This window comes from Acinetobacter sp. IK40, from assembly GCF_035615075.1.
Taxonomy (GTDB): Bacteria; Pseudomonadota; Gammaproteobacteria; order Pseudomonadales; family Moraxellaceae; genus Acinetobacter; species Acinetobacter courvalinii.
Window position 1 is genome coordinate 302,311 of record NZ_JANBOE010000002.1, and the last position, 14,489, is coordinate 316,799.

Consider the following 14,489-nt stretch of genomic DNA (forward strand, 5'->3'; position numbering starts at 1 on the left):
TTTTAGTTAACAATGAAACAAAACGAAATAAATAGTTCAATACTAATGAAGAATTATCTTTTTATTACAATTCATCTATTTAAATAAACGTAACTTTTCATTTACTTTTAAATAAACTGTCATGAATTAATATTTTAACAATGAATAGTAAAATATCGATAAAAAGATCAATCTTTGACATATTAAATTGCTTTGCGCAGTACACAGCTGAAGCGCAACAACAGCAACGTCCACGAGTACTCAAGCAGTTGATTCAAACACTAGAGCGCTTGCCAGAACCCGCTTCAGGACAGACTTATCAACGCTGGCAAATCTTTGCCCAGATTGCGGGATGTGATTTAAGTTTAGCCAAGCTTTTTGAATCACATTGTGATGCCTTAAGCATTCTGCATGAACTGGGTTATACCCAAGAAAATGATAAAGAAATGTGGGCTATTTGGGCTGCAGAGGGTGGGCCGGCACCGTTACAGGTCGAAAATGAGCGCTGTCATGGCATTAAACCGTGGTGCTCTGGTGCCGAGTTTATTCAAAAAGCATTAATCAGCTTTAAAGATCAACAGGGACAATCCCAACTTTGCGTTGCTGACTTGGATCATGTCTCGCTCAAGGTTGAGCTAGATCAATGGCACGCCGTAGGCATGCAAGGCACACAGACAGCCAGAGTCACCTTTCAGGACACCCCAGTCAACATGATCGCCAGCCCCAATGCCTATCTTGATCGGCCAGGTTTCTGGCATGGTGCTGCCGGTGTCGCAGCTTGCTGGTATGGGGCAGCAGTCCGCTTAATGGCCGAACTGCAACACAGCTGCCTGACTACGCCCAATCCCTTTAAAAAAATGTATTTGGGTCAACTGGCAGCTCAACTGGGCGTGACCAGACAATATTTTCAACACGTGGCACAACTGATCGACAGTCAGCCAAAGCTTAGTCATGAACGCGAAGTACGTATTCTGCGTGCGCAAACCGAACAGTGTTGTCTGGCCGTTATAGAAGGCGTTGGCAAGGCACTGGGAGCGCGGCCATTTTGTGAACAGGCAAGCTTTGCCCGGTTAATGGCAGATTTACCGGTATTTATTCGGCAAAGTCATGCGGCATTTGATAATGAGCAGATTGCTGAACGATGTTTAGAGGAGCAGGTGTCGTGGGAACTCTAAATCATCCTCTGGTTGAAGATCGCATCATTGAGGGGCGAGGAACTTCAAAAGCACAATGGCTACACAGCTTTGAACAACAACCGTTATCGCCGCTCAATCTTGAAAAATTTCAATCCAAAAGAATCGTGATTGTTGCACCGCATCCTGATGACGAAATTCTGGGGTGTGGGGGCTTAATGCAACAGCTGATCACACTGAATTGCCGTCTGCTGATCCTCGCAGTGAGCAATGGTACACAAAGTCATCCACACTCTACCAAATACACTCCAGAACAACTGGATCAGATTCGTCCGCAAGAAAGTTTAGCGGCTTTAGACTGTTTGGGTGTTGCTGAACATGCTCAACGCATTGCACTCAATTTACCCGATGGACAGGTTCATTTGCACCAGCAGCAACTGTGGCAACAACTGGACAAGCTGGTTCAAGCGGAAGATATCCTGATTTGTAGCTATGCACAGGATGGGCATCCCGATCACGAAGCCGTCGGTAAAACCGTACAAGCCTTTGCTTCAGCTCATGAACAGCACTGTTTACACGTGCTGATCTGGGCCTGGCACTGGGCTCGGCCTCTGGACTCCCGTATCGATTGGCAAAAGGCTCGTGCTTACCGTTTAACCGAGCCGCAATTAATCAAAAAAGGTCAGGCCATTATGCAATTTAAAAGCCAGATTGAGGCGGATGAAAGTACCGGTCAGGCGGCCGTTCTATCTCCAGCGATCATCGACCGGTTGTTGATGCCGTGGGAGGTTTATCTTTGTGAATGATTTCAGTCAATATTTTGAAGTGTTATATCACCAGAGTAATGATCCTTGGGGCTACGATCAACACTGGTATGAAGCACGTAAAAGGCAGATTTGTCTGGCTGTCCTGACCCAGCAACATTATCCCAGCGTACTGGAAATCGGCTGCTCCAACGGCCATTTAAGTATCCATCTGGCGAAACGTTGCCATCAGCTGTTATGTGTAGATGTTTCTGCGCATGCGGTTCAACTGGCTGCCCAACGTTTACAGAATCTGGATCATGTCAGTGTTCAACAGCACAAAATACCCGAAAATTTTCCTGGACAAAAGTTTGACCTGATTGTGATCAGTGAAGTGGCCTATTATTTATCATCTGTAGAGTTGCAACAATTGATCGGTCAGCTCAAACATAGCCTGACGCCACAAGGGGAAATCCTGTGTTGCCACTGGCGGCATGAGATTCGGGATTTTGAACTGGATGCCTTGCAAGTTCACCATCATTTAAAACAGTCTTTACCGTTCTCTCATTATTTAAGTCTGAATGATCCGGATTTCATGATTGATATCTGGACAGTGAATCCTTCTTCTCTAGCCAAACAACAGGGATTAATATGAAAATCGGTATTGTAATTCCAGCGCATAATGAAGAAATGTTTTTATCGGCCTGTTTGCAGTCCATTCAACAGGCAACTCAGCATATACCGCAAGATCAGGTCGACATCTTGGTGGTTTTAGACAGTTGTACGGATCAGTCCCGCTCGATTGTACAGGCACATCAGGTGAACTGGATTGAATGTGATTATGCCTGTGTAGGCAAGGCCAGGGATCTGGGAATCCGTCATCTGATTCAGCAGGGTGCGAACTGGATTGCCTGTACAGATGCAGATACGATTGTTGATCCAGACTGGTTATTGTGCCAGATGCAACATCAACCTACAGATGCAATTTGTGGAATCGTGGTGCTGGATGATCTCGATCCCTTATCCGTATCACAACAGCAAAAATATCTGGCTCATTATCAGGACAGCATGGATCATCAACATATTCATGGAGCAAATTTAAGCTTTAGTGTAGATGCCTATCTTCAGGCTGGCGGATTTGAGCCGGTTCCTTGCCATGAGGATGTATCCTTAATTGAAAAATTCATGACCCAATGTTGCAAGATCACCTGGAGTAATCTGGTCCGGGTCACCACCAGCAGCCGCTTGCATGGCCGTGCACCACAAGGCTTATCGCACTTTTTAAAACAACTCTAATGGGTATTTAAGATAAAATTGAACAAACGGTAAAAAATAAAATGAGAAAATAAAAAAATTAAATATTCTTGATTCTGTAAATATATGATAGTTTTTAAAATTCTTCTTCACAAAAACTTTCATAGTTTGCGGAAATCTTAATGAATATACGACTGTGTTATGCCAGCAAACGCAATGAAAATAGCGATGATTTGCTGCAAGATTTACGCGACATTCTTACCGAAGCCCGGGATTTCAATACTCAACATTGTATCTATGGGGTGTTGTACTATGCCGATAATGCTTTTTTTCAATGTCTGGAAGGAGAGCAAGCCATCGTTGAAAGTTTATTTGAAAAAATAAAAACCGATGCAAGACATCTTGAAGTCAAACATTTCGGCACAGATCCCATTGACCAATATACGTTTAAGCGCTGGTCAATGAAATATGTACAGCGAAATACCAATATTGAGACTTTCTTTCTGAACTTGGGAGAAAATAGTTTTAATCCAGGCTGTCTAGAGCCAAATAGCCTGAATGCTTTTCTCGAGGAGTTGCTGCTCGCAGAACAGACCACGCTGCCGGTCGCTAAGAAAGTGGGGATGGTCAATCGTGGTGTTAATCCGTTCTAAGCGAATCACTATCTAGCTGTTTACTGCCAAGTTTAAAATTCAGGTTTTTAAGCTTAGGTAACAGTTTGCTCATGAACAAATACACAGAGATGGAAGTACCAAACATCAGGATCACTTCCATACTCTGGCTAATAATCAACATGGCGCAATAGAAAAAACTAAATAAGGCCAGACATAATTCCGTACCTTTAAAATACCAGGTAATGAACATGCCAAATAAGGACGAGGACAGTATCAGATTAACTGTTTCATTGAAGCCGAGATAATTAAAGAAAATGATCACCAGGCATAAGGCTAGCATTGATAGTAAAAAGACAAAGATATTTTTTGCAATAAACATATTCTATTTCCTATCCTGAAGTTAATTTAAAAATCTTTCCTCTGTAACCAGAGGAAAGATTAGTACATATTGAGACGTTATTTGAGATTCTTTTCTATTATTCAGATTTCTTATATTAATAAAGATGCCTTTTTTATTTTACGGGATCTCTTCATTAATATTCAGCTTTCTATTGAATAGTAAAGAGCGCTTAAATGTACCGAGCTAATTATTAAAAAAATCAAATAGTTGGTGTATAAGCTTTTGGCTTACACGCTTGTAAGATATTGCCTACAAATGGATGTTTTTTGCTCAAAATTTACATTTTTACATTTATTATAATTATTTAAAATCAATCACTTATTAATTTTTAGCATTTCCCTTGAATTTACATTTTTAACAAAACGCAACATACAGTATTGTCTAATAAAGAGAGGATTATTAAAAAAATTAATTAAACTCGATCATGGGATTATCTTCACCCCAAAGGCGTTATTATGTTTTTATTTTGCCTCATTAATGAAAACCAAATAACCATCAAAATTCTAATTAAGTTTATCCTCAGTCAGGGAAGAAAAAGTTATCGATCTGGTGTTTCGGTGCAGCAGTAAATTCATCTGCTGAAAACTCACGAATCAGTTCTACAGCCTGTGCATATTGTGTATTTAGCCAGTCAAGACGATGACCTTCAGGAATGATCACAACAGATCTTTTTTCATGTTCTGGCGAATGAAACTGTTTCATTAAAGGATGAGTATCTGCATTGATGGTCAGCATGGTCATGGAAAGAATTTCCTGACCGTCCACACTCGCATGTTCATAAAGGGCAGCAACGGTAAAAGGCTTTTTGTCCTGCCGATAAATAGCATACCAATGCGCCTTACCATCAATATATTTAGGCTCGAAAATCGCATCCACAGGGACCAAAGCAAATTGATTTTTCTTCCAGGCATGTCTAAAACTGTTTTTTTCAGCCACTGTTTCAGCGCGTGCATTATAGGTATGTTGAGACAGCTTCAAGTCTTCGGCCCAAAAAGGAATGAGTCCAAAACGGGCAGAGCGCCATTGTACTTTTTCATTCGATGAGATCAGGATTGGACTACTGTCCCCGGGATAAATATCCATTTTATAATCAAATGTCGGTTCGAATAAATCCAATAAGTGAGCCCGGCTTTTATGAATAGGTCGATAATTCGCACACATATCTCCACCCAAAGATGATCAATAAACATCCATTCAGTGTTCATCAAACTCAGGTTATTTATGAGGCACTTTTTGTATTTTGATTGCATCTCTGCGTTAAGTTTTGGTGGTTAATGCTAAGCGTATGAGACTTAAAAAAAATTGAAACGGCGGATATCAGGTGAAGCAAATAAGTTTAAGACTTTCTAAATGAGGGTCGCTTTCGAAAATTATCTCATGGTGATAATGCAATTACAGAAATTGCCAGAAAGAGGGATATTTTATGAATGGATTTAAAAGTTTCCCCATTCGTAACTTTTAAAGTTATTAAATCATTGTATTTATATCAATTTTTTTAATTCAAAAATGCCAGATAATTACTAAGCGTAACAAACAAAGCAGGATAATTGCTTTACCATCGCTCGCTTTATCTTTACGGCAAGGTTTTCCTTCGTCAGCCCCATTGCTCAAGGTTTTTGATTTGGTGAACAATGAATTTTGATATTGACATCTTTGGTACGATTGTCACTGCAGTCTTTGTACTGTTTATCGGTTATTTCCTCGTAAATAAAGTGAGTATTTTAAAACGCTACAATATGCCTGAACCTGTAATCGGGGGACTTGTAGCGGCAATTGTCACGTATTTTCTGTTCACACAACTCAATATTACGGTGAACTTTAATACTGACATTCAGCGTAGTTTCATGCTGGTGTTTTTTACTTCAGTCGGTTTAAGTGCCAGCCTGTCAAAACTTAAAGAAGGTGGAAAAACACTGATTATGTTTATGTTCTGTGTGATTACATTTGTAATACTACAGAATGTTTTGGGCATAAGTCTGGCAACTGCTTTAGGTCTTGATCCATTGATTGGCCTGATTACCGGTTCGGTGACCTTAACCGGTGGTCATGGTACTGCAAGCGCATGGGGCAGCATATTCGAAAATGAATATGGCATTCAGGGTGCCGTAGTGTTGGGTATGGCAAGTGCAACCTTTGGTTTGGTCATTGGTGGCATGATGGGAGGTCCTGTAGCCAAACTTCTGATTCGCCGCTATCAACTGGCTGAAGAGATTGCACCAACACAGCAACGCACTGAAGCGCCTCCTGCAAATGAAACAGCGCCGTTTGAATATCCGGAAAAAACCCGACTGATTACTGCAGACGATGCGGTAAAAACCCTGGGCATGTTTGCGCTGTGTATTTTCTTTGCCAACTTTATGACTGATTTTGCCAAAGGCTACTGGTTTGAATTACCGACTTTTGTCTGGGCTTTAGGTTGTGGTGTATTCATCCGTAATACCTTGGAATATGTCTTTAATATCAAGCTGTTTGACCGCTGTATTGACGTATTTGGTAACGCCTCTTTAGCCTTATTCCTGTCGATGGCATTAATGTCGTTACAACTTTGGCTATTGGCAGGACTGGCAGGTCCCTTGCTGATTATTCTGATTGCTCAAACTTTGTTTCTGGCACTCTACCTGTTTTTTGTCACCTTTAAAGTTATGGGTAAAAATTACGATGCAGCAGTACTTTGTGCGGGACAATGTGGCGTCAACCTCGGGGCCACACCTACGGCGATTGCCAATATTCAGGCCGTTACCAATAGTTATGGACCTTCGCATAAAGCCTTCCTGATTATTCCACTGACGGGGGCATTTTTTGTGGATATTATTAATGCGCTGGTCATCCAGACCCTGATTAATTTTTTCTAACACGTCGTTGTAACTTTATTTGAAAGTTTAAAGAGCATTTCTGCCGAAACTTCATTATTCATATTGAAAATGCCAGTTGATCAACTGGCATTTTTTATTGTCTTAAAAGTAAAAGAGATGAATACCATCCCTATAATGTTCGCCTTTATTTTTCATGTTTAGTTACAAACCCTTAAATCCTTTTGCATATTCATAATATGGCTTACGTGAGTGCTAACAATTATTGCAAACGGTAAAAAAACACTGCCCATAATCAAATGACATCTTATAAATTAAAGGAATAACCATGCGTGCGCTTACTTACCACGGTGCTGAAGATGTCCGTGTTGAAACGGTAGCAGATCCCATCATTCAGGAAGCTGACGATATTATTTTAAGGGTGACGGCTACTGCAATTTGTGGTTCAGACTTGCATCTGTATCGGGGGAAAATCCCTCAAACCGAGCAGGGTGATATTTTTGGTCATGAATTCATGGGCATTGTTGAAGAGGTGGGTTCGGCTGTCACTCAGGTCAAAAAGGGGGATCGGGTTATCGTTCCTTTCGTGATTGCCTGTGGCGAATGTTTCTTTTGCCAGTTAAATCTGACCGCGGCCTGTGAAACCACCAATAGCGGACGAGGTGCGATCGTCAATAAAAAGCAGATTCCTTCAGGTGCTGCATTATTTGGCTATAGCCATCTCTATGGTGGCATTCCCGGTGGTCAGGCAGAATACGTACGTGTCCCTAAGGCCAATGCAGGTCCATTTAAAGTCCCGGGTTCATTGTCGGATGAAAAAGTGCTTTTTCTTACTGATATTCTACCCACTGCATGGCAGGCAGTGACCAATGCAAAAGTCAGCAAAGGTTCCACGTTAGCCATCTATGGGGCCGGACCGGTAGGTCTGCTCAGTGCAGCCTGCGCCAAAATGCTGGGCGCAGAAAAGATCTTCATGGTTGATCATAATCAATATCGATTGAAATATGCCGCAGAAGCCTATGGCGCCATTCCTGTCGATTTTGAAGCGGTTGATGCTGCTGAATACATTATTCAGCATACCGACAATTATCGTGGTGTTGATGCCGTGATTGATGCGATTGGATTTGAGGCAAAGGGAAGTGTGATTGAAACGTTGTTGACCAATCTAAAACTTGAAGGATCAAGTGGTGTGGTACTACGCCAATGTATTGCCGCTGTGCGCCGTGGAGGCGTCGTCAGTGTACCGGGAGTATATGCAGGGCCTATTCACGGTTTTCTGTTTGGCGATGCTTTTGATAAAGGTCTGACATTTAAGATGGGACAAACCCATGTCCATCATTTTTTACCTCAACTCTTAGAATTGATTGAGGACGGTAAACTTGCGCCTGAAGCGATTATTACCCATCGGATGAAGCTAGAAGATGCAGCTGAAGGTTATCGTATTTTCGATAACAGGGAACAAGAATGCCGTAAGGTCATTCTTACGCCTTAAAAACTGATTAAACGTAAAAAACCTCTAAGTCATATTAGAGGTTTTTTATGCTCCAACTAACTTTTAAATAAGAAAGAATTCGAAATCGCTTGCAGATAATTAAAAGGCGTACAATAAACAATCAATAAAAAATACAGGCAGCATCTTCCATGTTAGTTAAAAATAAAATTGCTGTGATTTTTGGAGGCAGTGGCGCAGTAGGTCACGCGATCGCTGATACCTTGGCCCGAGAAGGTGCTTTTGTCTATTTAGGCGCCCGACACCAGCACACATTGGATCAGGTTGCAGCACATATTCATAATGTAGAAGGTCGAGTAAAAACCTTTATTGTGAATGTACTGGATGAACAGGCGACCCAAACAGCGATAAAACAGTTGGCTGAGCTAACGGGTGGTATCGATGTTGTGATCAATGCCACAAGTTTTATGCATAACCAAGGTAAGGAACTTTCAGAACTCACCCAGCATGAATTTATGCAGGGCATCACACCTTTTTTAACTGCTCAATTTAATATTGCAAAAGCCGTCGTCCCCTATATGGGTACAAAGTCGATCGGAGCAATGATTAGCGTCATTGCACCCTCTGGCGCAATGGCGATCCCGGGTCATTTGGGGCATATTGTCGGTTGTGCCGGGAGCGAAGCATTTATCAAAGCACTCGCCAGTGAACTTGGTCCAAAGAATATTCGGGTGCTTGGGGTACGTTCCCATGCCATTGCGGATGCGGCTCAGGCAGGCTCTTATACGCGCGAGTTATTTAGCTTAAAAGCACAAGCGATGGGCATCACCTTGGATGAATGGCTCAATGGCGCTGCACAAAGTACCATGTTAAAACGATTGCCGACGCTGGCTCAAATTGCCGAAACGGTGACATTTCTGGCCTCTGATCATGCCAGTGCAATGACCGCCACAATTGTCAATGTGACTGCGGGTGCGACCATAAATTCATAGCAAATGATCGATAGAATTTCTAAGTAATTCAGCATGATTGCTGTGCAAAACAGACGAGTCATGCTAAAAAGTGAATCCTTATAAACTCTAATATTCAAGTGAAGAATCAATATTGAGCTCTTCCTGATTAGAATATGAAAATTGATAAGTGATTAAGTGGATGATAAGCAAAAGAAATGCAACCCTAATAGGACTCATGGCGGTGCTGTTATGGAGTTCAATTGTCGGGCTAATTCGTGGTGTCAGTGAAAGTCTGGGCGCAACGGGTGGAGCGGCCATGATATATAGCGTGGCTTCGGTGTTTTTATTATTGAGTGTCGGATTTCCCAAGCTACGCGAATTTCCGCGCACCTACCTGTTCTGGGGCAGCTTACTGTTTGTGTCCTATGAGCTTTGTCTGGCCTTATCTATTGGTTATGCCAATAGCAGTCAGCAAGCGATTGAAGTCAGTATGGTGAACTACTTATGGCCCGCACTGACCATGGTCTGCGCAATTGTCTTTAATCACCAAAAAACAAATTTTTTGATTATTCCTGGTTTTATCATTGCCCTGATGGGAATTTGCTGGGTACTTGGAGGGGAGCGGGGACTTGATTTCGTCAGTATCACAGCCAATATTCAAGATAATCCGTTGAGCTATGCTTTGGCTTTTATGGGTGCGTTGATCTGGGCTGCGTATTGTACAGTCACCGCCAGAATTGCCAATGGCAAAAATGGTGTCACGCTTTTCTTTATGCTGACGGCAGCGGCATTATGGGTCAAATATATGCTCATGGGGGCCGAACCGATGCAGTTTGATCTGCATACCCTGATTTATCTTGTGCTTGCTGCTGCCGCGATGGGCTTTGGCTATGCTGCATGGAACGTCGGGATTCTACATGGCAATGTTACATTGCTTGCGGGTGCATCTTACTTTATTCCCGTATTTTCAGCTGCACTGGCAGCCTTTGTTTTACAAACCTCTCTTTCCTTGTCGTTCTGGCAAGGTGCAGCCATGGTCTGTATCGGTTCCGTGCAGTGCTGGGTGGCAACCCGACAGAAATAAACAGGCCTTATGTCTGCACTCCCACCATCTAAAGGGATCAGCCAAAACAAACAGCATCATCCTATCCACGAGGCTGGATGCTGTTTGATAGATCAAAAACAGTAGTATGCTAAGCCTTTGCCAGATAATTTTGCATTTCTTCTGCAGGTACCATGCCACCACCTGTTCCCCATACAATATGATTGGCATGCTGTAACTGCTGCTCAGTCAATTGATGTAGATCCTTATAATCTTGATACTTACTGACTAAAACTGGCCCGAGCATACCTGCCAGTGCAGAAGGCTCAAGTTTCAGGTTTTCGGACTGGTTGAGCATTCCGAGCAAGCGATACATGGTTTGATCGTCCAGTGTATAAAAACCATCTAACAATCGTTGCATGGCACGGCCGACAAAGCCTGAGGCACGGCCCACAGCGAGACCATCTGCCGCCGTAATATTGTCAATCCCAATATCCTGAACCGAAATTTCATCATGTAGCCCCGTCGCGACACCGAGTAACATACACGGGGAATGGGTAGGTTCGGCAAAGATGCAATGGACGTGATCGCCAAACGCCATTTTTAGACCAAATGCAACACCCCCAGGGCCACCACCCACACCGCAAGGTAAATAAACAAAGAGGGGATGTTGCTGGTCCACGCGGATCTTCTGTTGATCCAGCTGTTTCTTTAAGCGTTCACCCGCAACAGCATAGCCCAGGAACAGGGTCTTAGAATTTTCGTCATCAATAAAAAAGCAGTTCGGATTTTTTTGCGCTGCTTTCCGACCTTCTTGCACCGCAATACCATAGTCTTGCTCGTACTCAATCACGGTTACGCCATGAGCGCGTAACTTGTCTTTTTTCCATTGTCGTGCATCAGCTGACATATGCACCGTGACATCAAAGCCAAGTTTTGCACTCATGATGCCAATGGAGAGTCCTAGATTACCTGTTGAACCCACTGCGATGCTGTATTGACTAAAAAATGTTCTAAATTCTGCACTGTTCAGTTTGGCATAATCGTCGTCAAGACTGAGTAGATTGGCTTGTAACGCGAGCTGCTCCGCGCGAAAAAGCACTTCATAAATGCCTCCACGTGCTTTAATGGATCCTGAAATAGGCAAATGGCTGTCTTTTTTCAACCAGAGTTTGCCTGCAATTTTTTGCTCGAAGTGCGTTTCAAGCGATTGCTGCATCTCTGGAATGGCGCTTAGCTCCGATTCGATAATGCCGTGGCTGATACGGGTTTCCGGAAATACTGCCATGAGGTAGGGTGCAAAACGTTGTAAGCGGTCACGCGCATCATCAATATCCGCTTGCGTTAACCCGACATAGGATAAGCCTTGCTCAAGCGTAGTAAATGATGGGTTAAACCAGACTGTTTCTTTCAGTTCAATCAGGTCTTTCACAATCGGATAATGGGTAACAAGGTCTTGAATTTGATTCGAATCCATTCAGTTTCTCATAAAATTTGGATAATGGGTCATAGTCGTTGGCTAAAGCAATTTTATTTTTGGTTCATGATTTCAGTCAAATTCAGATTAAAACAAGAAAAAGAGCTTTAAGCGATAAAAATAATGAAAGTTATAAATCATCATCGTGATCGTGGTTTAGTTTGCCTCTAGCACGCGATATTCGTATCACTCAACTGCATATTTAGCAATGCGATACACTGGTGCCAAGCTAAGAACACAGTATAAAAACCACGATCCCCATACAAAACAAGCGGATAAATAAAAAAACGCAAGAGCATTATTTTTACCGACTAAAACACAAGGTAAACGATAGGGAAGATTCCACGATTTAAATGATCAATGATAAACAAAGCTATAAATAAGAATGATTATTAATTTCAACTATTGAATAAGGATTAATAAATGGCTATGATGCGCAAACTTTATAAATAATAACAACTAACAAATGAAAATTGTTATTAATAAGGAGAATGCGACAACATGGTCTTGGTAAAGAAAAAATTAGTGCTTGCAATTGCAGCCTTGACGCCGTTTGCAGTATGGGCAGAACAGCATCAGACCGAGCAAGCAGACACAAGCTTACCCACGATCGTGGTCACTGCCAGTCTGGCAGAGGAGAGCCCTGATACGGCGCCCGCTTCAATCACAGTGGTCAGTAAACAACAGATCGAACAATCCGCGGCAAATAGTCTGGCGGAAGTTTTGGGTAAAACCGTCGGGGTACAAAATTATAATGGCGGGGGCCGCGAGAAACTGACCATCCGTGGGGTACGTGAATCAAACGGGGTATATACCTTGATTCTGGTCAATGGCAAACGTATTTCTTCTACAGGTGCCTTATGGCGCGATGCCGATCTGGATATTAGCTCGATTCCATTGTCCAGTATTGAGCGGGTAGAAGTGATTCGAGGACCGATGTCTGCGCTCTATGGTTCAGACGCGATTGGCGGTGTAATTAACATCATTACCAAAAAGCCAACGGATGAATGGCAGGGTACAATCAATGCAGAATATCATCTGGTCGATCGCGGTGCAGGAAAACAGCAATATCGCTTGGGTGCCTCTGCATCTGGTGCATTGACCGACAAACTGGGTTTATCGGTTTCAGCAGAGCAATATGACCGTGATGCGTGGTTCTCACAAGGCAAACAAGCCACGCCAGCCTATTATATTGAAGGTAAGAAAACCCAGAACTTACGCTCAACCCTGAGCTATGAACTCAATGATCAGCAGAATCTTGATCTTGACTTAGGATATAACAAGGATAAACGTCCGTATGGTCAGACGGACTATCAATACTATCCCGCTACTGGTCGTTTAAATGAGGGCTTTGCCAGTCAGGAGATTGAACGACATTCCGTTGGCCTAACACATCGTGGTGACTGGAGTTGGGGGAAAACCACCGTTTCAGCACAACAGGAAAATAGTGAAATTAAAGACTATGATTCAGACTTTGATGAGCCCAAGCATCGTACTTTGAAGGAAAATAATACCAACTTGCGTGCCTATAGTAATTTTGATGTCAGTCTTCACGGCATTGTTGCGGGTGTTGAATACAATCATCAGGAAGTCAAAGACGGCGTAAGCTATCAAAACTCCGGTAAGGCCTCAGTTGGCACATCTTCAGTGTTTGTACAGGATGACATTCATATCACCGATCCGCTGACCTTATCCTTGTCTGGCCGTTATGATGATCATGAGATGTTTGGTCAGCATTTCAGCCCAAAAGCCTATCTGGTTTATCAATTCTCACATGATATTGTGCTTAAGGGAGGCTATGGGCAAGCCTTTAAGGCGCCGTCTCTGGCACAAATGACCAAAGATTATGGCATTGTCAGTTGTGGCGGCGGGTGTACCTTATGGGGCAATCCTAACCTCGAGCCAGAAACCAGCGACAACTATGAAATGAGTGCATCCATCCGTAAAGCAAGCTGGAACGGTAGTGTCACTATATTCCAGAATAAAATTAAGGATATGATTAGCCGTGATATTACCTATAGCGTTGATCCGAATGGTGAATCCAGCCCCACGGGCGCTGCCTGGGTGAACTTAGGCCGGGTCAAGATCAAAGGAGTAGAGCTGGCAGCACAGGCTGATTTATTGCCTATGCTTTCTGTTGATGCCAATGCCACTTATCTTGATGCTAAAAACAGTGAAACACATAAACGTCTGGATGAGCGTCCACGCCTGCAAGCCAATACCAATCTTAATTTAAAACCGCTTGAATGGTTAACTCTAACTGCGGGTGCAAGTTATATCGGTGATCAGGTCATTAACCAGAAAAAACTACCTGATTATACCTTGGTCAATCTTGGTCTCTCTGCCAAAGTAGATCCCGCAGTGACTGTACGAGCAGGTATCCGTAACCTGACCGATGTCAATCTGGAAGAAAAAGGCAAAGATGCGGGAATTAAATTCAATGAAAAAGAACTGGGACGTAACTATTATGTTGGTGTGACCTATACCTTCTAATTTTGAATATTAACCGCAACAAGATGCCTTGAGAAATCATTTTCAAGGCATTCTTTACTTCGATTTTTAAACATTTAATTAATTCCAAGTTGTTTATTTTTATAAAAATATTGTTGTTATTATTTTAATTGACAGGTTTTT

Annotated in this window: 13 protein-coding genes; 10 read left to right on the plus strand and 3 right to left on the minus strand. The window is 42.5% G+C overall.

Annotation, left to right across the window (positions count from 1 at the left end; translation table 11 throughout):
• Window positions 1–140 precede the first annotated feature (140 nt).
• The 5 genes from MSG93_RS05425 to MSG93_RS05445 all read left to right on the plus strand — a co-directional run bounded on the left by MSG93_RS05425 (window position 141) and on the right by MSG93_RS05445 (window position 3,762).
• A complete protein-coding gene (locus MSG93_RS05425) occupies window positions 141–1,154 on the plus strand; it encodes an acyl-CoA dehydrogenase (protein ID WP_324620876.1) in 1,014 nt (337 codons plus the stop codon).
• Entirely contained in the window at window positions 1,142–1,918 is a 777-nt protein-coding gene (locus MSG93_RS05430) for a PIG-L family deacetylase (RefSeq protein ID WP_324620877.1), read from the plus strand. The genes MSG93_RS05425 and MSG93_RS05430 overlap by 13 nt, the downstream gene beginning before the upstream one ends.
• On the plus strand, window positions 1,911–2,510 hold the full coding sequence (locus MSG93_RS05435) for a class I SAM-dependent methyltransferase (protein WP_324620878.1): 600 nt from the start codon (window positions 1,911–1,913) through the stop codon (window positions 2,508–2,510). The genes MSG93_RS05430 and MSG93_RS05435 overlap by 8 nt, the downstream gene beginning before the upstream one ends.
• Complete coding sequence (locus MSG93_RS05440; RefSeq protein ID WP_324620879.1) at window positions 2,507–3,151, plus strand: glycosyltransferase; 645 nt, start codon at window positions 2,507–2,509, stop codon at window positions 3,149–3,151. The genes MSG93_RS05435 and MSG93_RS05440 overlap by 4 nt, the downstream gene beginning before the upstream one ends.
• A gap of 140 nt (window positions 3,152–3,291) precedes the next feature.
• Window positions 3,292–3,762, plus strand: coding sequence for a BLUF domain-containing protein (locus MSG93_RS05445; protein ID WP_005230460.1), 471 nt, complete (start codon window positions 3,292–3,294; stop codon window positions 3,760–3,762).
• Here MSG93_RS05445 and MSG93_RS05450 read toward each other — a convergent pair.
• On the minus strand, window positions 3,749–4,102 hold the full coding sequence (locus MSG93_RS05450) for a hypothetical protein (RefSeq protein WP_005285847.1): 354 nt from the start codon (window positions 4,100–4,102) through the stop codon (window positions 3,749–3,751). The genes MSG93_RS05445 and MSG93_RS05450 overlap by 14 nt on opposite strands.
• A gap of 540 nt (window positions 4,103–4,642) precedes the next feature.
• Window positions 4,643–5,284 carry an SOS response-associated peptidase gene (locus MSG93_RS05455; protein ID WP_324620880.1) on the minus strand — a complete coding sequence of 214 codons (642 nt, stop codon included), beginning with the start codon at window positions 5,282–5,284 and terminating at the stop codon, window positions 4,643–4,645.
• Between the two features lie 470 nt (window positions 5,285–5,754).
• Here MSG93_RS05455 and gltS point away from each other — a divergent pair, with 470 nt between their 5' ends.
• From gltS to yddG, 4 genes are all read left to right on the plus strand, one after another.
• Complete coding sequence (gene gltS / locus MSG93_RS05460; protein WP_005285842.1) at window positions 5,755–6,975, plus strand: sodium/glutamate symporter; 1,221 nt, start codon at window positions 5,755–5,757, stop codon at window positions 6,973–6,975.
• Window positions 6,976–7,261: 286 nt separating this feature from the next.
• Entirely contained in the window at window positions 7,262–8,425 is a 1,164-nt protein-coding gene (locus MSG93_RS05465; protein WP_005230450.1) for a zinc-dependent alcohol dehydrogenase, read from the plus strand.
• 149 nt (window positions 8,426–8,574) lie between these two features.
• Window positions 8,575–9,375, plus strand: coding sequence for an SDR family NAD(P)-dependent oxidoreductase (locus tag MSG93_RS05470; RefSeq protein ID WP_324620881.1), 801 nt, complete (start codon window positions 8,575–8,577; stop codon window positions 9,373–9,375).
• 160 nt (window positions 9,376–9,535) lie between these two features.
• Window positions 9,536–10,420, plus strand: a complete 885-nt coding sequence (gene yddG / locus MSG93_RS05475) for an aromatic amino acid DMT transporter YddG (protein WP_420714297.1) — start codon at window positions 9,536–9,538, stop codon at window positions 10,418–10,420.
• A gap of 109 nt (window positions 10,421–10,529) precedes the next feature.
• On the opposite strand, the gene dsdA is transcribed toward yddG, so the two are convergent.
• On the minus strand, window positions 10,530–11,855 hold the full coding sequence (dsdA, locus tag MSG93_RS05480; RefSeq protein WP_324620882.1) for a D-serine ammonia-lyase: 1,326 nt from the start codon (window positions 11,853–11,855) through the stop codon (window positions 10,530–10,532).
• Window positions 11,856–12,356: 501 nt separating this feature from the next.
• Here dsdA and MSG93_RS05485 point away from each other — a divergent pair.
• Window positions 12,357–14,348 carry a TonB-dependent receptor plug domain-containing protein gene (locus MSG93_RS05485; RefSeq protein WP_324620884.1) on the plus strand — a complete coding sequence of 664 codons (1,992 nt, stop codon included), beginning with the start codon at window positions 12,357–12,359 and terminating at the stop codon, window positions 14,346–14,348.
• Window positions 14,349–14,489: the final 141 nt, after the last annotated feature.